The sequence below is a fragment of the Bradyrhizobium sp. SZCCHNS1022 genome, assembly GCF_032484835.1.
In the GTDB taxonomy this organism is placed as follows: Bacteria; Pseudomonadota; Alphaproteobacteria; order Rhizobiales; family Xanthobacteraceae; genus Bradyrhizobium.
In genome coordinates this window covers 548,674-571,674 of sequence record NZ_JAUETT010000001.1, presented here as the reverse complement: position 1 = coordinate 571,674, position 23,001 = coordinate 548,674, and the positions used below count along the sequence as shown (strand labels likewise).

At 63.6% G+C, this 23,001-nt stretch carries 17 protein-coding genes, 1 tRNA gene and 1 pseudogene; 7 read left to right on the top strand and 12 right to left on the bottom strand.

Annotation, left to right across the window (positions count from 1 at the left end; all coding sequences use genetic code 11):
- Nucleotides 1–27: 27 nt before the first annotated feature.
- The 5 genes and pseudogenes from QX071_RS02515 to QX071_RS02495 all read left to right on the top strand — a co-directional run bounded on the left by QX071_RS02515 (nucleotide 28) and on the right by QX071_RS02495 (nucleotide 5,541).
- Nucleotides 28–879 carry a fumarylacetoacetate hydrolase family protein gene (locus QX071_RS02515; RefSeq protein ID WP_315702433.1) on the top strand — a complete coding sequence of 284 codons (852 nt, stop codon included), beginning with the start codon at nucleotides 28–30 and terminating at the stop codon, nucleotides 877–879.
- Nucleotides 880–965: 86 nt separating this feature from the next.
- Nucleotides 966–2,171 (top strand): ABC transporter substrate-binding protein, encoded by a 1,206-nt coding sequence (locus QX071_RS02510; protein WP_315702434.1) that lies wholly within the window; start codon nucleotides 966–968, stop codon nucleotides 2,169–2,171.
- Nucleotides 2,172–2,189: 18 nt separating this feature from the next.
- Complete coding sequence (locus QX071_RS02505; RefSeq protein ID WP_315702435.1) at nucleotides 2,190–3,185, top strand: NAD(P)H-quinone oxidoreductase; 996 nt, start codon at nucleotides 2,190–2,192, stop codon at nucleotides 3,183–3,185.
- Between the two features lie 572 nt (nucleotides 3,186–3,757).
- Nucleotides 3,758–4,198, top strand: a complete 441-nt coding sequence (locus tag QX071_RS02500) for a GNAT family N-acetyltransferase (protein WP_315702436.1) — start codon at nucleotides 3,758–3,760, stop codon at nucleotides 4,196–4,198.
- 433 nt (nucleotides 4,199–4,631) lie between these two features.
- Nucleotides 4,632–5,541 (top strand): annotated as a pseudogene (locus QX071_RS02495) (4-hydroxybenzoate octaprenyltransferase).
- Nucleotides 5,542–5,629: 88 nt separating this feature from the next.
- On the opposite strand, the gene QX071_RS02490 reads toward QX071_RS02495, so the two are convergent.
- Complete coding sequence (locus tag QX071_RS02490; RefSeq protein ID WP_315702437.1) at nucleotides 5,630–6,142, bottom strand: DUF2867 domain-containing protein; 513 nt, start codon at nucleotides 6,140–6,142, stop codon at nucleotides 5,630–5,632.
- Between the two features lie 865 nt (nucleotides 6,143–7,007).
- Between QX071_RS02490 and QX071_RS02485 the strand changes: the two genes are divergently transcribed.
- Nucleotides 7,008–7,502: a recombinase family protein gene (locus tag QX071_RS02485; protein WP_315702438.1), complete on the top strand. Its 495-nt coding sequence runs from the start codon at nucleotides 7,008–7,010 to the stop codon at nucleotides 7,500–7,502.
- Here the strand turns inward: QX071_RS02485 and QX071_RS02480 are convergent.
- The 10 genes from QX071_RS02480 to QX071_RS02435 all read right to left on the bottom strand — a co-directional run bounded on the left by QX071_RS02480 (nucleotide 7,473) and on the right by QX071_RS02435 (nucleotide 19,478).
- Nucleotides 7,473–7,549 (bottom strand) — tRNA-Arg (locus tag QX071_RS02480). The genes QX071_RS02485 and QX071_RS02480 overlap by 30 nt on opposite strands.
- A 173-nt stretch (nucleotides 7,550–7,722) precedes the next feature.
- Entirely contained in the window at nucleotides 7,723–8,127 is a 405-nt protein-coding gene (locus QX071_RS02475; protein WP_315702439.1) for a YccF domain-containing protein, read from the bottom strand.
- Between the two features lie 96 nt (nucleotides 8,128–8,223).
- Nucleotides 8,224–11,316, bottom strand: a complete 3,093-nt coding sequence (locus tag QX071_RS02470; RefSeq protein WP_315702440.1) for an EAL domain-containing protein — start codon at nucleotides 11,314–11,316, stop codon at nucleotides 8,224–8,226.
- A 201-nt stretch (nucleotides 11,317–11,517) separates the two neighbouring features.
- Nucleotides 11,518–12,594 carry a branched-chain amino acid ABC transporter permease gene (locus tag QX071_RS02465; protein WP_315702441.1) on the bottom strand — a complete coding sequence of 359 codons (1,077 nt, stop codon included), beginning with the start codon at nucleotides 12,592–12,594 and terminating at the stop codon, nucleotides 11,518–11,520.
- The gene (locus QX071_RS02460; RefSeq protein ID WP_315702442.1) at nucleotides 12,591–13,601 is read right to left on the bottom strand and encodes a branched-chain amino acid ABC transporter permease; all 1,011 of its coding nucleotides are present in this window, start codon (nucleotides 13,599–13,601) and stop codon (nucleotides 12,591–12,593) included. Before QX071_RS02460 ends, QX071_RS02465 begins: the two co-directional genes overlap by 4 nt.
- Nucleotides 13,598–14,320 (bottom strand): ABC transporter ATP-binding protein, encoded by a 723-nt coding sequence (locus QX071_RS02455; RefSeq protein ID WP_315702443.1) that lies wholly within the window; start codon nucleotides 14,318–14,320, stop codon nucleotides 13,598–13,600. Before QX071_RS02455 ends, QX071_RS02460 begins: the two co-directional genes overlap by 4 nt.
- Nucleotides 14,317–15,081 (bottom strand): ABC transporter ATP-binding protein, encoded by a 765-nt coding sequence (locus QX071_RS02450; protein WP_315702444.1) that lies wholly within the window; start codon nucleotides 15,079–15,081, stop codon nucleotides 14,317–14,319. Before QX071_RS02450 ends, QX071_RS02455 begins: the two co-directional genes overlap by 4 nt.
- A gap of 175 nt (nucleotides 15,082–15,256) precedes the next feature.
- Nucleotides 15,257–16,450 carry a substrate-binding domain-containing protein gene (locus QX071_RS02445; RefSeq protein ID WP_315702445.1) on the bottom strand — a complete coding sequence of 398 codons (1,194 nt, stop codon included), beginning with the start codon at nucleotides 16,448–16,450 and terminating at the stop codon, nucleotides 15,257–15,259.
- A gap of 111 nt (nucleotides 16,451–16,561) precedes the next feature.
- Entirely contained in the window at nucleotides 16,562–18,337 is a 1,776-nt protein-coding gene (locus QX071_RS02440) for a putative bifunctional diguanylate cyclase/phosphodiesterase (RefSeq protein ID WP_315703154.1), read from the bottom strand.
- Nucleotides 18,338–18,515: 178 nt separating this feature from the next.
- Nucleotides 18,516–19,478, bottom strand: coding sequence for a sensor histidine kinase (locus QX071_RS02435; protein ID WP_315702446.1), 963 nt, complete (start codon nucleotides 19,476–19,478; stop codon nucleotides 18,516–18,518).
- 174 nt (nucleotides 19,479–19,652) lie between these two features.
- Here QX071_RS02435 and QX071_RS02430 point away from each other — a divergent pair, with 174 nt between their 5' ends.
- Nucleotides 19,653–20,495, top strand: coding sequence for a glucose 1-dehydrogenase (locus QX071_RS02430; protein ID WP_315702447.1), 843 nt, complete (start codon nucleotides 19,653–19,655; stop codon nucleotides 20,493–20,495).
- A 227-nt stretch (nucleotides 20,496–20,722) separates the two neighbouring features.
- Here QX071_RS02430 and QX071_RS02425 read toward each other — a convergent pair whose 3' ends face one another.
- Nucleotides 20,723–22,099 carry a cytochrome P450 gene (locus tag QX071_RS02425; RefSeq protein ID WP_315702448.1) on the bottom strand — a complete coding sequence of 459 codons (1,377 nt, stop codon included), beginning with the start codon at nucleotides 22,097–22,099 and terminating at the stop codon, nucleotides 20,723–20,725.
- Nucleotides 22,100–23,001: the final 902 nt, after the last annotated feature.

Here is a 23,001-nt window from a genome sequence, read left to right as displayed (position 1 = left end):
CATTGCAATCGAAACAAGGGTTCGCGCATGAAGCTATTGTCATTTGTCATCGACGGCCGATCCGGCTTCGGCGTCGTCAAAGGAGACGGCGTGGTCGATCTCGGCCGTCGTCTTCCGTCGAAAAGCTTGCGTGCGCTGCTCGAAGCGGGCGCGCTCGGCGGCGTCGCCGGTCTGCTCGCATCCGAGACGCCGGACTATGCGTTGGACGCGCTGACTTACGCGCCGGTGATCCCAGACCCCGGCAAGATCATCTGTGTCGGCCTGAATTATCGCGATCACGTCGCCGAGACCGGACGGGCCGTCACCGAGAAGCCGGCGCTGTTCGCGCGCTTTCCGACCAGCCAGGTGGGGCATCTGCAGCCGATCATCCGTCCTGATGTCTCGGAGCATTTCGATTATGAAGGCGAGCTAGCACTCGTGATCGGCAAAGCCGGCCGTCACATCACGCGCGAGGACGCGCTCAAGCATGTCGCCGGATATTCCTGCTACAACGAAGGCAGCATCCGCGATTGGCAGCGCCACACCTCGCAGTTTCTGTCCGGCAAGACGTTCGATCGGTCCGGCGCGTTCGGTCCGTGGCTGGTCACCACCGACGAGGTTCCCGATCCCTCAAAGCTCGCGCTGCAGACGCGCCTTAATGGCGAAACCGTGCAGCGGACCACCACGGATCACCTCATCACCGACGTGCCGGATCTGATCGTCTATTGCTCGACCATCATGACCTTGATGCCCGGCGACGTGATCGTCACCGGCACGCCGGGCGGGGTCGGCTTCAAGCGCAACCCGCCTCTGTTCATGAAGCCGGGCGACACCGTGGAAGTGGAGATCTCGGGCATTGGCATCCTGCGCAATCCCGTCGCGGCCGAAGCCGCGGCGTGAGCTGGTGCGCCTCACGGCACGTCGTGAGGCGCACAACCAAGACACCACAATCAAAAACAAAGTCGTTGAATCCGGGGAGGATCATCATGTCGCGCTGTCTCAGGTCCAGCATTGTCGTCGCGCTTCTGCTTGCAGCCTCGTCCGCGCAGGCCGAGATCAAAGGCGATGCCATTCGCATCGGCGTGCTCACGGACATGAACGGCATTTTCGCCACCGCCATGGGGCCTGGCTCCGTCGAAGCGGCACGGATGGCAGCGGAAGAATTCGGCGGCAACATCGATGGCAAGCCGATCGAGATCCTGCAGGCGGATCATCAGAACAAGCCGGACATCGCGGTCTCCATCGCGCGGCGCTGGTTCGAGCAGGATAGTGTGCAGGCGATCGCTGATGGCGGAAGCTCGGGCGCCGCGCTTGGGGTGCAGGAGCTGGTGCGCAGCAACGGGAAGATCTTTCTGATCTCGGGGGCAGGCGCCAACCAGCTCACCGACGAGGCCTGCGCCCCGACCTCCGTGCAATGGACCCACGATGCCTATTCGACCGCGACCGCAATGGTCTCGGGCATCATGCAGACCAGCAAGGAGCCGTGGTTCTTCATCACCGGTGACTATGCGTTCGGCCATTCGCTGGAGGCGACTGCGCGCGCCCGGATCGCGGAGCTTGGCGGCAAGGTCGCCGGCAGCGTCAAGGCGCAGCTCGGCACGCCCGACTACAGCTCCTTCCTGCTGCAGGCGCAGGCTTCGGGGGCCAAAATTCTGGCACTCAACGTCGCCGGCGACAATGCCACCGCGATCAAGCAGGCCGACGAGTTCGGGCTCGCGGCGCAAGGCATCAAGATCGTGCCGATGTCGTTCCAGAACGTCGATATCGAAGCCATCGGCCTCAAGGCCACGCAGGGCGATCTCGTCGTCACCAGCTTCTTCGAAGATGCCTCTCCTGCCGCGCGCCGGTTCTCGGATGCCTTCTACGCGCGCCGCAAGGCGATGCCCTCGCAGATCCAGGCCGGAGTCTACTCCGCGGTGCGGCATTATCTGCAGGCGGTGAAGGACACCGACTCCGACGACAGCGCAACCGTGATGGCGAAGATGAAGGCCACGCCGGTGTCGGATGCCTACACCAGCAACGGTCACATCCGTGACGATCAGCGCATGGTGCACGATCTCTATCTGGTCCAGGTGAAGACGCCGGCCGAATCGAAAGGCCCATGGGATTTCGTCAAGCTGGTCGCGACGATCCCGCCGGATCAGGCCTTCCGCTCGCTCGATCGCAGCAAATGCAGCCTGGTCGGGAAGTGAGCGCATGAGCAAACGAGCATGATCCCGGAGATTCAGCACGCCGTCATCATCACCGCCGCCGGTGGCCCGGAGGTCCTGTTCGAGCGGTTTGACTGGCCGGTGCCGGCGCAGCTCGGGCCCGACGATGTGCTGATCGAGATCGCAGCCGCCGGGATCAACCGGCACGATTGCAATCAGCGCGCAGCGGGGCCCTCACGCGAGCCGAATCCGGTGCCGGGCCTGGAGGCCTCCGGCCGCATCGTCGCCTGCGGCAGCAACGTCGCGAAGGAGCGGCTCGGCGAAGCGGTGATCGCCCTGACGGATGGCGGCGCCTATGCGCAATATGTCGCGACCGATCAGCATCTTGCGCTACCGATGCCAGACGGGTTCGACTGGGTGCGCGGCGTTGCGCTGCCCGAAGCCTTGTTCACGACCTGGTTCAATTTCTTCGACCTGATGCGCATGGCGCCAGGAGAGACGGCGCTGATCCATGGCGGCAGCAGCGGCGTCGGCACGATCGCGATCCAACTGCTGCATGCGCTCGGTCATGATGTCTTCGCTACCGCCGGCACGGAAGAGAAGCGCGCGGTGGCGCGTGGCCTCGGCGCCCGCGCCGTGTTCGATTACGCCGATCCCGATCTCGCTGAACAGGTTCGCGCCGCGACGAACGGGCGCGGCGTCGATTGCATTCTCGACACCTCGGCCGGCGTGCACATCATGCAGGATCTCGCTGCACTCGCAGCGGGCGGACGTATCGCCTTTCTCTCGGCCGGCGGCGGCAAGGAGCTCAGCGTGCCGTTGCGCAGTCTGATGGCGCGCCGCGCCAGCGTCACCGGCGCGTTCCTGCGTTCGACGCCGCTCGAACTCAAGCGGCGGATTGCGGGCTGCCTGCAGCAGCAGGTCTGGCCGCTTCTCGCGAGCGCGGTTCGCCCGTATATCGATCGTGTCTATCCGTTGTCCGAAGCAGCCCGCGCGCACGCGCACATGGAATCAAACGGCCATATCGGCAAGATCGTGCTGTCCGTGCGCGAATGAGCGACAGGCATTATCTGGCCGGACCGCTCCCGCCGGCGATTTGCCCTGCGCCCATTGTGCCGATGAACAGATCCATGGAACGCTGCCAGTCCTAGTCGTTGCTCGGAAGTTCCGTAAATTTGCGGGCATAACCGATGAAGACGGGCTCTATGACCTCGTCACAGCGCTATGGTGCTGCGGCCACTGAGACAAACTCGCGGCGTGTCGCGATTTCGGATCGGAGGTACTAGGTCCAGTCGCGCGAGTGCTTCGCTACCGCTTGCTATGCTCCGTTCCGCGCAATTCCATGGTTTACAATTTGTGAACAGTTCCTGTTCAGACTTGCACCTCATACGGAATCGCACAAGGATCGGTTGCATGCTCCTGCCGACAGCACAGACTCTTGAACAGATCGCCCGCTTGCGACGAAATTGGTGGCTGCAATACGTGAGCGAATTCGCAAGGCTCGTTCTGAAAAGCTAAGACCGCCTCATTGGCGACTCGCCAAGGTGAACCGCTCGCTGCTCCCAATGGACTCACTTCCTTGCAATATCCGCCCGGCGCGTCCGAGCGACGTTCCAGTGATCCGGATCATGAAGGAAAGGCTCGCACGCGCCGAGGGGTCATTGCATGCAATCAACGCCAGCGAGGCAGATTGGCAGCGCGATTTGTTCGGCCACGCGCCGAGGTTTGCTGCCTTCGTTGCCGAACTCGCCGGTAGCGTCGTCGGTATGATGATCGTGAGCGAGCGCTTCTTTCCCGGCTGGACCCAACCCACCCTGCACGTCAATGATCTGTTCGTGGCCCCGGAGAGTAGACATCGCGGCATCGGTCGGGCGCTACTAGCCTGGGCCGCACACGAAGCGCTTAGCCGTCAAGCAAGTTTCATCGACTTGGAAGTGCGCAAAAACAACTCGGCGCGGAGTCTCTATCGTAAGCTCGGGTTCGTGCGTGTGCGCGATTGCGCACCCCATGTTCTCACTGGCGTTGCACTGGTGCGGCTTGCCGAGAGCATCGCGACCTTGATCGGCTAGGGCGCCGCCGATGGCGTCAGCGGCGCGCGTGTGGCGGACGCGCTGAGTCCAGTGAATCGAAGTGGACGCGGAAGAGATGGTCGAAGGCGTGCCCCGCGCACGTTGGTCGCGGCATCGCGCACAAAAGCGGCGGGATTTGGCGTGCCCGGTCCCATACCGAAATGGCGCACCACGGCCGATAAAGATGGGCACTATAGCATCGCCGTGGCGCTATGATGTAGCGGCCGCCCAGGCGATCCGGCCGAATAACCTGCGACGGACTGCGATCTGCCGCTACGCCGTCATCGACGGCCGCCTTCCCGATTTCGCGGGCAGTCCGGTTACCCTTCGATAGCGGCCCTTTCGATCAATCCCGGGAGCGGCGTGATAGGTAGAGAGCAGTCGCCCGATAAGTAATATCGCCCGCTCACATTGCTGAATGAGGATCCGTAGCATGACGGCGAAGAGCCGCCCCGACCTGACTGATATTCATCCCGGCGATTGGGTTGATCGCCGGTTGCCCTCAGCATGGCGGCCCTAGACAAGGCTCGCGCGGCTAGATCGGCCTGTCGGGGTATGGCTCACGCTGTTTCCGTGCCTGGCAGCGCTCGTCCAGGCCTCTCTTGGATTCCCTGCCTTGCGGCAATTGCTTGTGTTCTCACTGGGCGCTTTGCTGATGAGAAGCGCGGGTTCTACCGTCAATGATATTGCAGATCGCAAGTTCGACGCGCACGTCGAACGGACACGCTTTCGCCCGTTGGCTGGCGATCAGCTACAAATCCCCCAGGCTCTCGCATTCCTGATTATCGAACTCGGACTCGCCGCATCGCTCCTGTTTTTTCTGACCCCATCGCGTGGTAGCCGTGTGTGTTCTTCCGCTCGTTTTTGTTTATCCGCTTTGCAAGCGACTCACCTACTGGCCCCAAGTCGTCTTGGGAGCGGCATTCAACTGGGGAATGCTGATGGCGTGGGCCGAGGTGGCAGGGCACATTCCGGCAGGAGCCTTTGCCATGTGGATTGGTGCCATCGCATGGCAGGTTGGGTATGACACCGTCTACGCTTACGTGGATGTGAAAGACGACACCCGCCTCGGTCTGAAATCGACAGCAATCTTGTTTGGTCAGAGAGGAAAAATCTGCATCGCCCTGTTATACGCCCTTGCAGTTGCCTCATGGTCGCTGGGAGGTTGGTTATTGGGGATGTCGCTGCCATATGCTGCCGGAATGGTGGCAATCGGCGCTCATCTCGCTTGGCAGGCCTGGCGGATTGACCTCCAACGCCCGGAGTTGAATTTTAGACTTTTCCAGTCGAACATTTTGACCGGTGCGCTTCTGGCATGCACGGCTCTCGCAGGGACATCGTGAGCGCAAATAAAAGCATTGAGAGTGAGGAGCTTTGATGTGCGCAGATGGCAGGGAGCGATGACGCCTGCTGCTCCGCCGACCACGCATTTCACATCCGAACACCGCGCATCATAAGGCTAACTAGAAGGCGATGAACGGGCGCGACTGGCAGCATGTAGACGCGGCCCAGCACGTTGTGCGTCTTGACCCAGGAACTGACGACGTAGCTCGCACGCGAATCTGTGAGACGCTTTAGGAACGACATGCGCACATCGAGGTGCGTATCATCGATGCCGAGCACCAGTTCAGAACTGTCCACAAAAACAACACGGAAGATGCTGAACGCGTCGCCAACTGCCGGTTCGCTTAACGAGCGACCACCGCCCGCCAATTTGAGGCGGCCGACCTGCTTGAGCCGAAACAATGACACGATGCGGTCGCGGAGCTCGACTAGCCCTTCTACCCATCCTGGCGTGGATGCCAACGCACGAGTGGCGATCGCTACGGGCGTCAAACTTGCATCGACCAAGTCAGTCTCGAAGGCGTCGCTGTAGAACGCTTGATCGAGGTTCCGGTGCAGTTGGCTTTCCACGGGAAACGCGACCTTGCGCGCCTTTGGCATAACGAGGTCCCTTCTCGCTTACCCACAGTCGTAATCACAAACGTAGATATTGCCAAGTCCGCCTTCTCGTCCGCTATCGACAATCCCGATATTACCGACCGAAGGCCGGTACTTGTCATCAGGATTGATGGGACGCAGATCTCGACCTCTCGACCAATTAAGACTGCAAGATAAAAGCGACGATGTCGCTCGGGGCCGTCGGGGGGCGTAAGTCTTTGTCTGCACATTGTTTTGGATGGCGCTGCAGCGGCACCGCATGAAGTGGGCTGGTGCCGCTCGAACGGCAAAAACATTCAAAATCAACGTTCCGAGCGCCATCGTTCGCAGCATAGCGTCTTGTCGCGCGTGCTCGGCGGGATGTCCGGCCATGATCGCATGGGAGGCCGCTGCCGAACCAACGGCGCCGTCAAGGCTCGCGCTGCGCGCGACCGGCTCCGCCGGCTTGCGGCCTTGACTGCGCTCCGCTGGCCCGGCTCTTTTGCTTCCATGCGTTCATGGCCTGCTCTGCGCGGTCGCGCTCATGCTGCAGAGAAAGTGCGAGTTCGCAGGGCTGCAGCGTGACTTGGCGTAGACATCGGCCGTTCTGTGGATCGGTCAGGCTTGCCACAGTGGCGCCATGGCTCCCCCTCACAAATCGCAGCTACGGCGTCCGCCGGACCGCGCCCCACTTGACGATCTCTACGACTATGCACGTCCGCCCGCGCGTCCTGGTCGACGACGAGCGAAGCGTGCTTCGGTGACATGGGCGGTGACGGACGACTGGCCGAAGGACGTGCCGGTGACCGAAACGGAGATCGATGTTTTCGAAGCTTGGTTCGGTGATCTGTTCGACGAGTTGTTTGGAAAGGACTGAGGGAACATCACCATGGCTGCAACGGTTCGGGCGGCTCTCTACCTGCGCGTCTCGACGGGACGGCAAGCCGATAGCGATCTCTCCATCCCGGATCAGCGCCGCCAGGCGAAGGCTTACTGCGCGTCGCGCGGTTGGGAGATTGTCTCCTCCGATCCGCTGCTCAAGGAGCGCGTGACCGAGCTAAAGTCCGTCCGCGACCAGGCCCGCGCTGACGCAGAGCGGGCTGAGGGCGCGCTCGATCGGGCTGGGCCGAGATCACCGCAGGCGCTGAAAACCTTCGCCAGCCAGGCCCGCAGGCGCATGCGGACCGAGTCGGGCGGTTACCGCCGCGACCACCTCCGCGCCCTGGCTCAGCGCATCGAGGTGGATGCGAAAGAAGTTCGCATCATGGGGGCGAAAACCGTGCTGCTTCGCACGCTCGTCGCTGCGTCAAACGCAAAAACGGCGGGTTTTGGCGTGCCCAGTTCAGTACCGAAGTGGCGCACCCGACACGATTCGAACGTGTGACCTTTGCCTTCGGAGGGCAACGCTCTATCCAGCTGAGCTACGGGTGCAGCAGCCGTCCATTTAGCTGATTGGCGGGCGATGGGCAACGGGCTTGGCGCGCGAAGCCGGGCATGGCGGCCTCAAAGCCGCCGAATATCGGCGTACCCCGATTGTTCCATAGAACTTGGCCTTCGGGCTGGGGTCTGGAGCTTGCGCCTGCCTCCCGGCCCCAGCCGATCCGTTACGCCGGCACGATGGTCTTGCCGATCGGCCACAGCGCGATGCCGGCAAGCTTCAGGTGGGCCCAGGCGAACGGAATGCCGATGATGGTGACGGCGAGCAGCACCGCGGTGACCAGGTGCCCGAGCGCGAGCCACCAGCCGGCGAGCACGAACCAGATGATGTTGCCGATCAGCCCGAGCGGGCCGGTGCCGACGTCTTCCTCGCCGGTCAATTCGTCGCGACGGACGGCGCGGGAGCCGAACGGCAGCAGGGTATAGATCGCGATATTGAAGGCGGCGCGGGCCCAGGGCAGGCCTATGATGGTGATCGCCATCACCACGGCGGCGACCAGCCAGCCGAACGCCATATAGGCGCCGCCGAACAGGATCCACAGGATGTTCAGGAGAAGGGACATGGGCTGCATGGTGACCTGCCTGACATGGCCGTCCGACACAGACGGGATATCGGCATTATACCCGGTAAGCCCGGTCGGGCATAGGGCGCCGCAGCTCGGCCCGGCTCAGCCTGCCGCCCTGGCGCTCCCCGCCGGCACGAACAGATTGCGCAGCTCGGAGGCTGGCTTTGGCGCGCTGAACAGGTAGCCCTGCATCTCGGTGCAGCCGAGCTGACGCAGCAGCGCCTGCTGCTGCCCGGTCTCGACGCCCTCTGCAGTCGTCGTCATGTTGCTGGCGGCGGCGATGCCGACCACGGCCTGCACGATCGCCGAGGAGCCGCCGACCTCGAGATCGCTGACGAAGCAGCGATCGATCTTGATCTTGTCGAATGGAAACCGCTTGAGATAGCTGAGCGACGAATAACCGGTGCCGAAATCATCGAGCGCGATGCGCACGCCGATCTCGTGCAGCTGGTGCAGGATATTGAGCGCCGTCTCGTCGTCTCGGATCAGAACGGCCTCGGTGATCTCGATCTCGAGTCGTTGCGGGGCGAGCCCGGAAGCCGCGAGCGCGCCGGCGACGCGCAAGGCCAGGCTTTGCGATTTCAGCTGCACCGGTGAGACATTCACGGCGATGCGGATATCGGCCGGCCAAGTGGCGGCCTCCGCAGTCGCGGTGCGGAGCACCCAGTCGCCGATCTCGTCGATCAACCCGGTATCCTCGGCAAGCGGAATGAAGTCGAGCGGAGGGATCATGCCCCGCTGCGGATGGCGCCAGCGCAGCAAGGCTTCGCATCCTGTCATCCGGTTGTCGCGGAGGTCGACCAGCGGCTGATAATGCAGTTCGAACTGATTTTCGGCGAGCGCCCGGCGGAGATCCTGTTCCAGCCGCAATCGTGCGCGTGCGCTCTCGTCCATCGCCGGCTCGAAGAAGCGCGACGTGCGCCGCCCCCCGGCCTTGGCCGCATACATCGCGAGATCGGCGTTCTTGATCAGCTGGTCGCGCTCAGTGCCGTCCTGCGGCGCGAGCGCAATGCCGATGCTGGCGTCGATCGAAAGCTGGTGGCCGAGGCAGTGCGCGGGGCGCCGGATCGCACCGAAGATCCGACTGACGACGTCGAGGACGTCGTCGCGGTCCTTCACTGAGGTCAGGAGCAGCGCGAATTCGTCGCCGCCGAGCCGCGCCACAAGATCGCCCGGTGCAACGCAGCTGTTGATGCGTTCGGCGACCGTCTTCAGGAGCTCGTCGCCGACGTGGTGGCCGAGGGAATCGTTGATGCCCTTGAACTCGTCGACATCGATATAGACCAGCGCGAACGGCTCGCCGTTCCGTGCCCGTTCCAGCGCTTGCTCGATTCGCTCTGCGAACAGGACGCGGTTCGGCAGATCGGTCAGGGCGTCGTAATGCGCCAGATGCGCGATCTTCTCGTCGGCCTGCCGGCGCTCGGTGACGTCCTCGACCATATGGATCAGGTAGCGCGGCGCGTCTGCCGCATCGTGAATGGCGATGCGGTACGAGGTGACGTAACGCAGGCCCAGCGCCAGGCTCTCCGTGGGATGCTCATCGAGGAACAAGCCGTCGGGGCTCGCTATCGCGCGATCGTCGTCGACCGTCACCTGCTCCGCAGCGCTTTCGGGAAACAGCTCGAAAACGGTCTTGCCGATGATGCTGTCGCGCGCGCGCAGGAAATGCCGTTCCGCGACCCGGTTGACCAGCAGGTAGCGGCGATCGCGAACGTCCTTCACCGTGATCTGGGACGGGATGTGGTCGATGATCTTGCGCAGGAAGCTGCGGTCGCGGTCGCGCTCCTGCTCGAGCCGGCGATGCTCGCTGATGTCCTCGATCGTGGTGACCCATCCGCCATGGGCCAACGGTTTGTCGATCACATGATAGAAGCGGCCGCTCGTCGTCTCCAGCACTGCCTGTGTGGTGACGCCGGCCGCAACGTTGTCCATCACCCGCGTGCAGAACTGATCGACGTCGACGTCCAGCAGACCGCGATGTCGGACGCGCTCCACGAGGTCGCGGAAATGGCAGCCGGACAGCTCTTCGTGATCATCCAGTCCGAGCAGGTCGAGGAAGCGCTGGTTGAACATGGCCACGCGTGCCTTAGCGTCATAAAGCACGAGGCCCTGGGTCATGTTGTTGAGCGCGGTATCCACCCGCTGCTTCTCCTGCTCGAGCCGGCGCTTGGCATCGCCATTCTGCCGCGCGATCTGCCGGATGATCAGCGCGAACATCGCAGCGATCACGCAGGCCGTCAGCGCGGCGGCGGCGGCGAGCAGCACGGCCTGCGATCGCCAGTCCGCCAGCACATCGTCCACGTGCCTGGTTGCGACGACGACGAGCGGAAGATCAGCGATCCTGGCGCCGGCGCCGATCCGCTCGATATTGTCGATCGGACTCCGCATCCGTGCCCTATGCCGGCCTTGCTCAAGCACGGGCGCGAGCAGCTTTACGTCGGTGATTTTGTGTCCGACCAAGTCGTCGGCTCGCGGATGGCGGACCAGCAGCGTGCCGTCACCGTCCAGCAATGTGATCGCGGTGCCGCGGTCGAGCGCCATGGACTGCAGATAGGTCTCGTAAGTCTCTGGATTGATCCGGCGGGACAACAAGCCGAGGAAGACGCCATCCTTGCCGCTGAGCCGATGCGCCACCAGCACGCTCCAGCGACCGGTCACGTAGCTGCGGATCGTCTCGATCACGACCTGATCAGGCGACGGATTGGTCTTGAGGGTCTTGAAGTAGTTGCGCTCAGCCAAGTTGATCGATGGCGCCGGCGTGGGGCCGGACCAGTTGATGATATGGCCGTCGGCGTCGACGATGGTGAGGTCGCCCATATAGGACAGCCCGTTCCCCTCCGACTGCAGCAGTTCGCGGATGGCGCCGCCGGATATTTGCGCGCGGAATGTGTCGGACGTGGCGATATCGGACAGATGCATGCGGTCGATGAGATCGCGCGCCACGGTTTCGGCGTCATTGAACTGCTGTTCGAAATGACGGGTCAGCAGCAGCGCGGTGTTTTCGAGTTCACGGCCACCATTGTCCAGAGCGCGGCTGCGAAAGCCGTCGGCCATCACGAGGGTGCCGACGATGATGGCGCCGATCAGCAGACAGCCGCAGGCGATCAGCCACCGCACCGGATCTCGCTGACGCGGCAGTTCGCTGGGAGCTGGCTTGGCCGCGATCGGGCCGGACAGGTCGAGGCCGGGAGGCATGTTGGATGGGTTTCCGCGATTTCTCTTCCGCTCCCGACCAGACATAAGCGGGACAGATGGCCTAGCCGTTAGGAAATGCGGTTACCGGATCATTAAGCGCAATAAGGATGGATGGCGCCACGCCCAGTTTAGCTGGCACCCCTTGATAGATTTCACCTTTGAAAGGGGGCGCGGGCGCCAGAACGCGCGTCGGCGGTCTGGTTAATGCCCGCTTGCGGGACGCGGCTTGCTGCGCAGGCGCCCGACGACACCAGTCGGAAAGAAATAGACGCTGGCGATGAACAACAGGCCAAGCCACAACAGCCAGCGGTCCGGATGCAACAGGCCGGGCAGCAGCGGCAGCCCGGCGTCCGCCGCGGCCGCGGATGCCGCGCCCATCAGGCTCTGCAGATAGTTCTCCGCCAGCAGAAAGATCGCAGCGCCGATGATCGCGCCATAGATCGTGCCCATGCCGCCGATCACGACCATCAGGAGAATGTCGAGCATGATCGAGAAGCTGAGCGAGGTCTCGGGGCCGGCGTAGCGGAGCCACAGCGCGTTCAACATGCCGGCGAGCGCCGCGATCACGGCGGCGATGCAGTTGGCGTAGGTGAGATGGAACACGGTGCGATAGCCGAGCGCCTCGGCGCGGAAACGGTTTTCGCGGATCGCCTGCAGCACGCGGCCGAACGGCGAGTTCACGACGCGCAGCAAGGCCAGGATCATCAGGGCGCTGACCGCGAACACGATGTAATAAGTGAGAACGCGACCGTTGATGGGAATGCCGAACCAGTCCTTCGGGATGAACACCGTACCCGGCCGCAACAGCTCGGGCAGCTGAAAGCTGCGGCCGTCCTCGCCGCCGGTCAGCCAGGACAGTTGCGAGGCCAGCACCAGGAAGGCGGAGGCGACGGCCAGCGTGATCATGGCGAAGAAGATGGCCTCTACGCGCAGCGAGAACAGGCCGATGGCAAGCGCCAGCAACAGCGCGAGCGGCAGGCCCGCGGCGACGCCGGCAGCAACGGCGCCCCAGTTCGAGCCGAGCGCATAGAGCGCGATCGCGATCGCGTAGGAGCCGATGCCGTAAAACATCGTATGTGCGAACGACACCGAGCCGGTGTAACCGAGCAGGAGGTCGTAGGAGCCGACCAGTGCGGCGAAGATGCAGATCTTCGCGGCGACGTTCATCGCCTTGGCGCCAGGGAAGATGAAGGGCGTCGCCAGCAGCGCCAGCATGATGATGAGGAGCAGGGCGGAGAGCACGCGGCTGCGCGGCGGGTCGCCGGAAAGGATCATCATCGGCTGGTCACCGCATAGAGGCCGCGCGGCCGCCACATCAAGACGGCGACCATCAGCAGGATGTTGGAGACGAGCGCGAGCTTCGGCACCAGGAAGCCGCCGTAATTGGCGACCATGGCGACCAGGATCGCGCCGATGAAGCAGCCGGTGATCGAGCCGAGGCCGCCGATGATCACGACGATGAACACCAGCACCGTCAGCTCATCGCCGATCGAGGCATGAACCTGCTCGCGATAGAGCCCCCACATCACACCCCCTAAGCCTGCGAGCGCCGAGCCGGTCATGAAGACGCCGAGGAAGAGGCGGCGGATGCGATAACCGAGGGCTTCCACCATCTCGCGGTTCTCGACGCCGGCGCGGATCAACAGGCCGAGCTTGGTGCGATTGAGCACGAGCTCGATCGCGACGAAGATCACGAGCCCCACGAGCATCGCGAGCACGCGATATTTCGAAATCGCGACATCGCCGATGATGAAGGAGCCGCGCAAGGCCGCCGGCAATGGCATCGGAATGATCTGGGGGCCGAACAGCGCATAGAGCGTCTGCTCGGCGACGATCAGCCCGCCCGTGGTCATCAGGATCTGCTTCAGATGCTGGCCGTAGACCGGAAGCACCAGCACGCGCTCGACCACGAGCCCGAGTGCGGCGGTCACCGCCATCGCCAGCAGCGCGGCCGGAACCAGCACGATCAGGTTGGTCAACAGCGAGTCGGCCTGGGTGAAGCTTGCGAGCGGCACCAGCACGAGGGTGGCGATATAGGCGCCCACCGCGATGAAGGCGCCGTGGCCGAAATTGAGCACATCCATCAGGCCGAACACGAGCGTGAGGCCCGAGGCCATGATGAAGATCATCATGCCCATCGCAAGGCTCGCCACCGTGAGCGTCACCCAGGAGCTGGCAGAGCCGATCAGCGGCAACATGACGAGCGCGAGTACGATCGGCAGCAGCACGGGCGCGATGTCCCGCTTCGGCTTCGGCAAGGCATCCGTTGCGGCGATCTCGGTCACTGATGCGCCTCCAAGCTAAGGCCGAGGAGATGTTCCTGCAGCGGCACGTCGGCGGCGAGGGCCGCCATCTCGCCGCGATGCACGATGGTGCCGTTGTCCATCACCAGCACCTGGTCGCCGAGCTCGCGCGCGGCGTGAAAGTTCTGCTCGACCAGGAGAATGGTGGCGCCGCGGCGCTTGATCTCCTTCAGGCATTCGATCAGCGCCATCACGATGGCGGGCGCCAGGCCCTTGGTCGGCTCGTCGATCAGGAGCAGCTTGCGCGGCTCGACGATGGCGCGCGCGATCGACAGCATCTGCTTTTGGCCGCCGGAGAGCGAGCCCGCGCGCGACAGCCAGAATTTCTTGAGCGCCGGGAAGAAGCCGAAAATCCAGGCGAGCTGCGCGTCATCAAGGGGACCGTTGCGGGCCGCGAGGACGAGGTTCTCCTTCACGGTGAGGTCCGAGAACACCGCCATGCTTTCCGGCACGTAGCCGACGCCGGCGCGCGCGACGTCAGGCGTGGCAAGCTGCTCGATGCGCTCGCCGGCAAGCGTGATGATGCCGCTCTTGGCCTGCCAGAGCCCCATGATGGTGCGCAAGGTCGTGGTCTTGCCGGCGCCGTTGCGCCCGAGCAGCATCGTGGTCTGGCCTTGCGGCACGTCGAAGTCGATGCCCTGCAGGATGTGGTAGCGCCCGATATAGGTGTGGACGCCGGCAAGGGTGAGGAGCGCGCTCATGCCGCACTCCGCCCCGGCGCAATGCCGAGATAGGCTTCCTGCACGATCGGCGAGGCGATCACCTCGGCCGGCTTGCCGTCCGCGACCAGCCGCCCGTTATGCAGCACGATGATGCGATCGGCGAGCGAGCGCACCACGTCCATCTTGTGCTCGACGAGCAGGATGATCTTGGCTTTGTCCTGCTTCAGCTTTGCGATCAGATCGAGCACCACCGGGACCTCGTCGATGCTCATCCCGGCGGTGGGCTCGTCGAACATGAACACTTTCGGCTCCAACGCCATCATCAACGCCACTTCGAGCTTGCGCTGATCGCCATGGGAGAGGGCAGTTGCTGCGACCTGGCGGCGGCTGCCGAGCGCGACCTGGTCGAGGATCGCGTCGGCGCGCGCGATCAGGTCGCGGTGTGCCATCCAGGGGCGCAAGAGGTCGTAGTGAACGCCGCGCTGGGCCTGAACGGCAAGGCGCACGTTCTCCTCCACGCTCAGGTTCGGAAACAAATTGGTGAGTTGGAAGGCGCGGCCAAGCCCTGCGCGGGTGCGCAGCGGTGCCGAATAGCCGGTGATGTCCTTGCCTTCGAACAGGATCGTGCCCGAGGTGGCGCGGAGCTGGCCCGAGATCAGGTTGAAATAGGTGGTCTTGCCGGCGCCGTTGGGCCCGACGATCGCCGTCAGCTCGCCCGGGCGAAAGCTGCAGCTCACGCCATCGACGGCGACATGGCCGCCGAAGCGGATGGTGAGGTCTCTCGTTTCGAGATGGGACATATGATGCTCGAAGACCAATCCGCTGGAGCAGGTGTTGCCTCTCCCGCTTGCGGGGGAGGTCGCATTGCATCGGAAGATGCGATGCGGGCGGGGGAAGTCTCTCGTACGGAAATGATCTCGCGCGAGGCTCCCCCACCCCTGCCCTCCCCCGCAAGCAGGGGAGGGAGAGCAGCGTTCACCGCTTGTTGCGGATCGGGATGTCCATCTCTTCGATCTTGATCTCGCGCACCGGCTCGTTGACGGCCCAGGCGAGGTTCGGATCGACCTTGACGCGGAAGTGATACATGCTCTGCAGAGCCTGATGGTCCTCTTTGCGGAAGATCATCTTGCCCTTCGGCGTATCGAACTCCATGCCTTCCATCGCCGCGATGAGCTTCTCGGTATCCGTCGATTTCGCCTTGCTCACCGCGGTGACGACGGCCATGGCTGCAGAGAAGCCGCCTGCCGTGAAGAGATCCGGCGGTGCGTTGAAGCGCTTCTGGTGCTCCGAGACGAGCCAGTCGTTCATCGGGTTCTTAGGGATGTCATAATAGTAATAGGTCGCGCCTTCCATGCCGGGCAGCCGCTTATAGGCCGCGAGTTCCGCGAGGATGTTGCCGCCCGTCGAAATCTCGATGCCGTAGCGCTGGGGGTCCATGTCCTGCAGCTTTCCCGGGGGATTCCCGCCGCCAGCCCAAAGTACCCAGATGAACTTGCGGCCCGGCTTGTCCTTGAGCGCGTCGAACAGCCGCTGGGCGACGGCGGTGAAGTCGGTCGTGTTGGTCGGGACATATTCCTCGGCAGCCAGGGTCGCGCCGGTCTTTGCGAGTGCTTCCTTGAACGCCGCGATGCCGTCGCGGCCGAAGGCATAGTCCTGCGCCAGCGTCGCGACCGTCACGCCCGGCTTGCCGATCGCGACCGCGTTCGAGATCGCATCCTGCGAGGAGTTGCGGCCGGTGCGGAAAATATAGCGGTTCCACTTCTCGCCGGTGATCTGGTCGGCCACCGCCGGCTCGACGATCAGGATCTTCTTGTTCTCTTCGGCGACCGGCAGGTCGGCGAGCGCAGCGGCCGACGACGTGGTGCCGATGGCGATGTCGGCGCCGTCGTCCTGATAGGCTTCCGCCAGCGCCGCCTTGGAGAGGTCCGGCTTGCCCTGGTCGTCCTTGGTGATGATGACGATCTTGCGACCGTCGATCGTCATGCTGCCCTTGGTGGCGTATTCGAAGCCCATCCGGAGGCCGGTTTCGGTCTGCTTGGCATAGGCTTCGAGCGGTCCGGTCTTACCGTAGATCAGCGCGACCTTCAGGTCGTCGGCCAGCGCCGACGTCGCGAGCAGCGCAACGGCCAGCCCGGAAACAATACCCTTAAAAAAATCAGACTTTCGCACGAGCCATCCTCCCAGCTTTCGGGCGCTTATAGGGAGAACTGATAGTGTGGGGGCTCGGTCAAGGCAAGGCGGTTTCCGCGCCGCAAGGTGCCTCCCGTCCGTTCCGCCAGGCTAGCGTCGATAGCGGTTGCCGCGGATATAGGCCTGCCGGTTTTCCTGCACCGCGCGACTCGCCAGGCTGACGCGCGCTTCGCTTGCAAGTGGCGTCGCGGGTCTCAACTCCTCGAGGAAGATCGGCCGCGAGAAGTAATAACCTTGCGCGTAGCGGATGCGGGTCGCGGCTTGCAGGTAAGCGAGCTCCTCGAATGTCTCGATGCCTTCGGCGATCACGGTCATGCCGAGCGCTTCGCTCAAGGATTCGATCGCGCGCAAGATGCCCTGGCTGCGCGGACGCTTGTGAATGTCCGTGATGAAGGAACGGTCGATCTTGATCTCGTCGGCGGTGATGTCGGCCAGCGCTGAGAGCGACGAATAGCCGATGCCGAAATCGTCGATCGAGATGCCGACGCCGATCTCGCGCAAGAGCGGCAGGATCTGATCCTGGAAATTGCTGCGGGCGACGAACGCATCCTCCGTGACCTCGACCATGAAGCGCTTTGGGAAGCCGGTCGCCGCGATCGCCTGCGCAAACGGCCGCATGAAGTCCGGGTTGCCGGCCTGCTTGGCCGCGACATTGATGCTGATGGTCGTGTCCGCGCCGAAAGTTTCGTTGATCAGGTCGATGGATCGGATGATCTCGGCCAGCACCAGATGCGTCAATTCGTCGATCAGCCCGAGCTCGACGGCCAGGTTGACGAAGGCGCCCGGCGCCTGGATCACGCCCTCATTGTCGCGCAGCCGCACCAGAGCCTCGATGCCTTTGATCTCCTCGGTGCGGATGTCGACCTTCGCCTGGAACGCACAGCAGAAGCGCTTCTCCAGGATGGCGAGCCGCAGGGATTGTTCGACCTGCATGCGGGCGAGCGCTTCGTGCTCCATGCCGCTGTTGAAGAACGCCATCGCACCCTTGCTGGCATTCTTCACCCGGTACATTGCGAGGTCGGCGTTCTGGCGCAGCACCTCGTAGTTCGTCCCATGTTCGGGGAAGAGGCTGACCCCGATCGATGCGGAGGCAAAGACCTCGGCGCCGTCGATGAAGAAGGGCGCGCTCAGCCGATGCAGCGTCGCTTGCAGAAATTCGGAGACCTCCTCGGCGCGCTCGATCGGGTGGAGCAGCAGCAGGAATTCATCGCCGCTGATCCGCGACAACAGGTCGCTCTCGCGCAGGTCGCGGCCGATCCGCTTGGCAAGCGCGATCAGCAGCGCATCGCCGGTGGCGTGGCCGTAGTAATCGTTGATGTATTTGAAATTGTCGAGATCGAGGAAGGCGAGGGCGAACCGGCCGGCGGTCTTGCCTTGCCTGATCAGAGTCTCGGCACGATGCTCCACCACGCGACGCATCGGCAAGCCGGTCAATTCGTCGTAATAGGCGGAACGGAAGAGCTGTTCTTCGAAGGTCTTCTGCTCGCTGATATCGGCGGAGCTTGAGATCAGCAGGTTGCGATCGCCGATCCGCACAGGACGGTGCGCCGTCAGCAGCGTCTGCGCGCCGTGCTCGGTCGCAACCGGCTCTTCCGCCACCATCGGCCGTCCCGAGCTCAAGACGTCGCGGCCGGCCGCCTGCCGCCGTTGGACATGTTTGGTGGCCGCGGCTGGACCTTCCGCAGTCAAGCCGAGCTGCGCTGCGGCCGCATCGTTCATCAGCACAAAGCGGCCGTGCTCGTCCTGGACCGTCACGCCGGTCGGGAGCAGGCCGAGAACATTGCGCAAGAAGTGAAGCTCGGCCTCTGTGGTGGCTGTGCTCTGATCTGCGCCGGAGGAAAGGTTGAAACGATCGATGCCGTACATGCGCGCGAATGTGCGCAAGTTCCCGCTTCATTTTAGTTAAGCGCTACGTAGAAACACGGAGCTCGCCGGCCGCGTGCACCGATTTCCAGGGGCCTGCGGGCGTGCCATCGTTAATGGAGTATTGATGCGATCGCTTGGTGGGCGTGGCGGGATCAAGGCATTGTCTCGCTTCGATACGTCAGCTCGGCGGAATGCGACATTGCATGGTGCAGTGAATGCCGGTCTTGAGAAAGCTGGTCTCGGACGTGCCGTCGAAGGTCGACAGAGCCGCCTTCAGCAGCTTGGTGCCGAAGCCGGGATCGCCGACGGTTTCGATCGGCGGTCCTTCGGACTCGTCCCAGGCGAGCTTGAGCCGGCCGTCCTGCTCCGTCCACCTCACCTGCAGATAGCCGCAGGGCGACGAGAAGGCGCCGTATTTGGCGGCATTGGTCGCAAGCTCATGAAAGATGAGGGCCAGGCTGACGGCGAGCTTGGCGGGCAGGAATAGCGGGCCGCCGTTCAGTTCGAAGCGCACATGGCCATACGGACCGAGCTCGGAGACCAAAAGGTCCTTCAGGTCGCAGCCGCGACCATCGACCTTGGCGATCAGGTCATCGGCGGTGGCCAGGGCCCGAATGCGATGATCGATCGTCGCCCATACGTCCGGGCGATCATACAGCACCTGATGCAGCACGGCGTGAATGGTGGAGGTCTTGTTCTTCAGCCGGTGCTGCAGCTCATCGACCACGAGCTTCCGATACTGCTCTTCCTCGATCAGGCGCTTGGCGATCTCGCGCTGCTTGGCTGCGATGGCGCGATAATGGCTGATGCCCCAGATCACCAGGCCGCAGGCGACCAGATACAGGGCCAACAAGACGAGCTTCGCGCCATCGGACGGGCCGGCGCCGAATTCCAGCAGCATGCCGAGTGCGCCGCCTGCGATCGAGGTTGCAATTCCATAGCGCGGACCGCCGAATGCGGCGACGAAGACCACTGCAGGAAAATACGGCGTGAAAAAGATGTCCGGACGGATGTGCGCCAGCCCCCAGCGCACCAGCGTCGCCAGCGCCAGGCAGAGAACACCAAAACCGACACTCATCGCTGGCGCCGGCTGCAATTCGCCCCGCCAAGCGCTCCGGAACTCGTCGACGAATCGCCTCATTGCATTCATCAGCCTGAATGGCGCATCCAAATTAAGGCCAAGAGGGCGGAAGTTCGACACGATGGTGGATAGGTCGTCTCCCGTTTGTCCTGTCATGCGGTACGGTTGAGAATAGTTCCAACGCGGAACTGGATCCTCGCTGGTCACGCCTGGATAAGCACAAGGGAGCAAGACATGGGACGACTGAACGGCAAGGTCGCGGTGATCACCGGCGCCACCAGCGGCATCGGCTTGCGCACGGCTGAAATATTCGTGGCCGAGGGCGCGAAGGTCGTCGCTGCCGGCCGTCGCGCGGCCGAGGGCGAAGCCTTGGCGCGCAGGTTGGGCGCGAATTGCATTTTTCATCAGACCGACGTGGCGGTCGACGAGCAGGTGCGTGGCTTGATCGATGGCGCGGTCGAACGCTTCGGCCGGCTCGACTGCCTGTTCAACAATGCCGGCGGTCCCGCGCAGACCGGCGGCATCGAAGGGCTCGAGGCGGAGCGGTTTGATGCCGCGATTGCTGTCCTGCTGCGCAGCGTGATGCTTGGTATGAGGTATGCCGCGCCTCACATGAAGAAGCAGGGTTCGGGCAGCATCATCAACAATGGCAGCATCGCCGGCCGGCTCGCCGGCTTTTCGACCTCGCTGGTCTACAGCACAGCCAAGGCCGCGGTCATTCATCTCACCAAATGCGTGGCCATGGAGCTCGGCGAGTCCGGCATCCGCGTCAACTCGATCTCGCCGGGCCTGATCGCCACCGGCATCTTCGGCAAGGCGCTGGGGCTGTCCACCGATGCCGCGGAGAAGACACCCGAGACGATTCGCAACGCCTATGCGACGGCGCAGCCGATCCCGCGTGCCGGCTTGCCCGACGACATCGGCTATGCCGCGGTGTTTCTCGCCAGCGACGAATCGAGCTTCATCAACGGGCATGACCTCGTCGTCGACGGCGCCATCACCGGCGGCCGCAATTGGAGCCAGCAGCAGCAAGGATATGAAGCGATGCGCAAGCTGCTGGGTCAGGCGGTGGAGTAAGGCGGAGAGCGTTCGCGGCGATGCCTCGTCACTGCGGAGCAATCCCGAAGCCTGATGCGCTTTCTGGATGGCTTCGCGAAGCCTGTCATCGCTCCGCGCCTCGCGCAAATCCGTTGGCTCGCGATGACGTGCTGCACGGGCCGAGATCATGAACTCCGTCATCGCGAGCGTTAGCGAAGCGACCGGGAAGCTGATCCGCGTGCTGCATGTTCTGTTCGAGCGTGCACTCACAGCGCCTTCAGCGTCACCTTCAGCCCGTCACGCGGCTTCGGGATCGGCCACACCTGCCAGCTCGGCCGATAGTCCGATGCGAACGACACCTCGACGTTGGCGAGGAAGTGCCGCGCGAAGCATTTCGCCTGCATGTTGGCGAAGTGCAGACCGAGGCACATATGGGCGCCGCCGCCGAACGGCACCCACGCGAAACGGTGGCGTCCGCGCTGGGCCTCGTCGGTGAAGCGCATCGGGTCGAAGCGATCAGGCTCGGGCCAGATCTCCGGCATATGGTGCGTGAACATCGGATTGACGCCGACGCCCGTGCCGGCCGGGATCGCATAGCCCTTGAAGGTGAAGTCCCTGAGCGCGCGGCGCGGCAGCGACGGCACCGGCGGCATCAGCCGCAGCGTTTCCTGGAACGCCATCCCGGTCAGCTTCATCTGCTCCAGATGGTTCGCATCCATCGGCTCGCCGTCGGCGAGGCCGAGGCTCGTGACCTCCGCGCGCAATGCCTGCTGCCAGTCCGGATTCGCGGCCAGCTGCGCGACGAAGGACGTGAACGACGAGGTCAGCGTGTCATGGGCCGCCATCATCAGGAAGCTCATATGATCCACGATGGCCTGCGTCGACAACAGCGCGCCGTCATCGTCGGTCGCGCGGCAGAGATGTGAGAACAGGTCCTCCCCGTCGCCCTTGGCGCGGCGCAGCGGGATCTGCTCGGAGAAATAGGCGACGACGCGCTTGCGCCCCTTGACGCCGCGCGCCATCTGCGTGCCGGGCAGCGGCCGCCTGATCGGGGTGACCGCGGCGGCGACCATGTCGATGAAGGCGCGGTTGATCGTCTCGACCTCCGGCCCAAGCTCGGTGCCGAGAAAGGCCGTCGCGGCAAGGTCGAGCGTCAGCTGCTTGATTGCGGGATAGAACAGCATCTCGCCCGGATGGGCCTTCCACTGCGCGACCCGCGCGGCGATGCCGCGGTCGAGCCCGGCGAGGTAGGATTTCATCGGTCCGGCCTTGAACGCGACCGACAGCGCCTTGCGATGCGCTCGATGCTCTTCGAAATCCATCAGCATCAGCCCGCGCGGAAACAACAGGCCGAGCACCGGCTCCCAGCCATGCGCCGATGAAAACAGCTTGGCCTGGTCGAACAGCACGAGCTCATTGGCCTCCGGCCCGAGCAGCACGACCGTGGTCTCCCCCAGCACGTGGCTGCGATAGACCGGCCCGTATTTGGCCGCGTTGCTTTCGACATGGCCCTTGGGGTCGGCCAGGATCTGCAGCGTCTTGCCGATGATCGGCCAGCCCTCGTCGCCGGGAATATGCGTCAGCGAATTGCGCTTCGGCGATTTCAGCACGAGCGCGGGAGAGGCCACACTTTGCATCGACATCGCGGAAGCTCCATCTCATCGGAAAGGCAGGAGGGGCGGTCGCACATCGGAGCGTTCATTGATATGCGGTTGCAGCCGTGATGCAATATGTTCCGCGGTTTCATTCGTTCTTCAGTTCCGCTGCATCGCACGCGTTCGCGATCTCGCGACGCATTTCGCGCGTCCGAGTCTTGCTGGAAGTCCTGCCCTCTTCAAGCAGAGGGCACGGGGAATGCCGGGCGCTGGCCGCACCCATGGCCCGCCTGCAGAAGAGAAAGCAGGCGGCAGTCACCACGGGCTCAGCCGGGACACCCGGCATTCCCCGCGCGATGGCTTTAACGGCTGCTTCGCGATCTCCCCGGTGCGCCGGGCTTGTTGGCCACCGTCACCTGCGCGACGCGTGAGCGCCAGCTCAGGCTTAATACTAGCGTCGGAGTATCAGGACCACGCGACTTGACCGTGCGCATCGCTGCTGTTCGTCTGCGCCGGAAACCCGCGCTGCAACATCGACACGCCCACCGCATCCCGCCTCCACGTTCGTGACGACCGCGAAACGCCCCTCAAGCGAGGCGGGACGGGGATAGAGAAACATGATTTCTGATAAAACGAAACAGGAATATTTTTGCGGGGAGGACTGGACAGGGATGATGTGATTGAGTCACCTGGCGAAATGAGTTTTTCGGCGCAGGCGGTTCGGAGCTGGCTGGCCTGTGATCGACGGCCGGTGCAGGGAATTTGCGCATTTAAGGCCGATTGCGCAGGAGCGATTTGCCCGTCGGATCGAGCGAGCATTCTCGCGGTCGTGATCACGCTCCCTTCGGCCGTATTGCGGGGCAACAGTGGCTGAAGGCGGCGACAGCGTAGGGCTGATTGACGCAGTAGTATTAGCGAAGCGTAATCCGCCCTCGTGATCCAGGTGATCG

What these genes read in the sequence shown, in the direction of transcription:
- QX071_RS02510 (WP_315702434.1), top strand. Translation starts at nt 966, where the DNA reads ATGTCGCGCTGTCTCAGGTCCAGCATTGTCGTCGCGCTTCTGCTTGCA.
- QX071_RS02500 (WP_315702436.1), top strand. Translation starts at nt 3,758, where the DNA reads ATGAAGGAAAGGCTCGCACGCGCCGAGGGGTCATTGCATGCAATCAAC.
- QX071_RS02425 (WP_315702448.1), bottom strand. Translation starts at nt 22,099, where the DNA reads ATGTCGATGCAAAGTGTGGCCTCTCCCGCGCTCGTGCTGAAATCGCCG.
- QX071_RS02435 (WP_315702446.1), bottom strand. Translation starts at nt 19,478, where the DNA reads ATGAGGCGATTCGTCGACGAGTTCCGGAGCGCTTGGCGGGGCGAATTG.
- QX071_RS02485 (WP_315702438.1), top strand. Translation starts at nt 7,008, where the DNA reads ATGGCTGCAACGGTTCGGGCGGCTCTCTACCTGCGCGTCTCGACGGGA.
- QX071_RS02430 (WP_315702447.1), top strand. Translation starts at nt 19,653, where the DNA reads ATGGGACGACTGAACGGCAAGGTCGCGGTGATCACCGGCGCCACCAGC.
- QX071_RS02450 (WP_315702444.1), bottom strand. Translation starts at nt 15,081, where the DNA reads ATGTCCCATCTCGAAACGAGAGACCTCACCATCCGCTTCGGCGGCCAT.
- QX071_RS02505 (WP_315702435.1), top strand. Translation starts at nt 2,190, where the DNA reads ATGATCCCGGAGATTCAGCACGCCGTCATCATCACCGCCGCCGGTGGC.
- QX071_RS02515 (WP_315702433.1), top strand. Translation starts at nt 28, where the DNA reads ATGAAGCTATTGTCATTTGTCATCGACGGCCGATCCGGCTTCGGCGTC.
- QX071_RS02455 (WP_315702443.1), bottom strand. Translation starts at nt 14,320, where the DNA reads ATGAGCGCGCTCCTCACCCTTGCCGGCGTCCACACCTATATCGGGCGC.
- QX071_RS02440 (WP_315703154.1), bottom strand. Translation starts at nt 18,337, where the DNA reads ATGTACGGCATCGATCGTTTCAACCTTTCCTCCGGCGCAGATCAGAGC.
- QX071_RS02470 (WP_315702440.1), bottom strand. Translation starts at nt 11,316, where the DNA reads ATGCCTCCCGGCCTCGACCTGTCCGGCCCGATCGCGGCCAAGCCAGCT.
- QX071_RS02475 (WP_315702439.1), bottom strand. Translation starts at nt 8,127, where the DNA reads ATGCAGCCCATGTCCCTTCTCCTGAACATCCTGTGGATCCTGTTCGGC.
- QX071_RS02490 (WP_315702437.1), bottom strand. Translation starts at nt 6,142, where the DNA reads ATGCCAAAGGCGCGCAAGGTCGCGTTTCCCGTGGAAAGCCAACTGCAC.
- QX071_RS02465 (WP_315702441.1), bottom strand. Translation starts at nt 12,594, where the DNA reads ATGATGATCCTTTCCGGCGACCCGCCGCGCAGCCGCGTGCTCTCCGCC.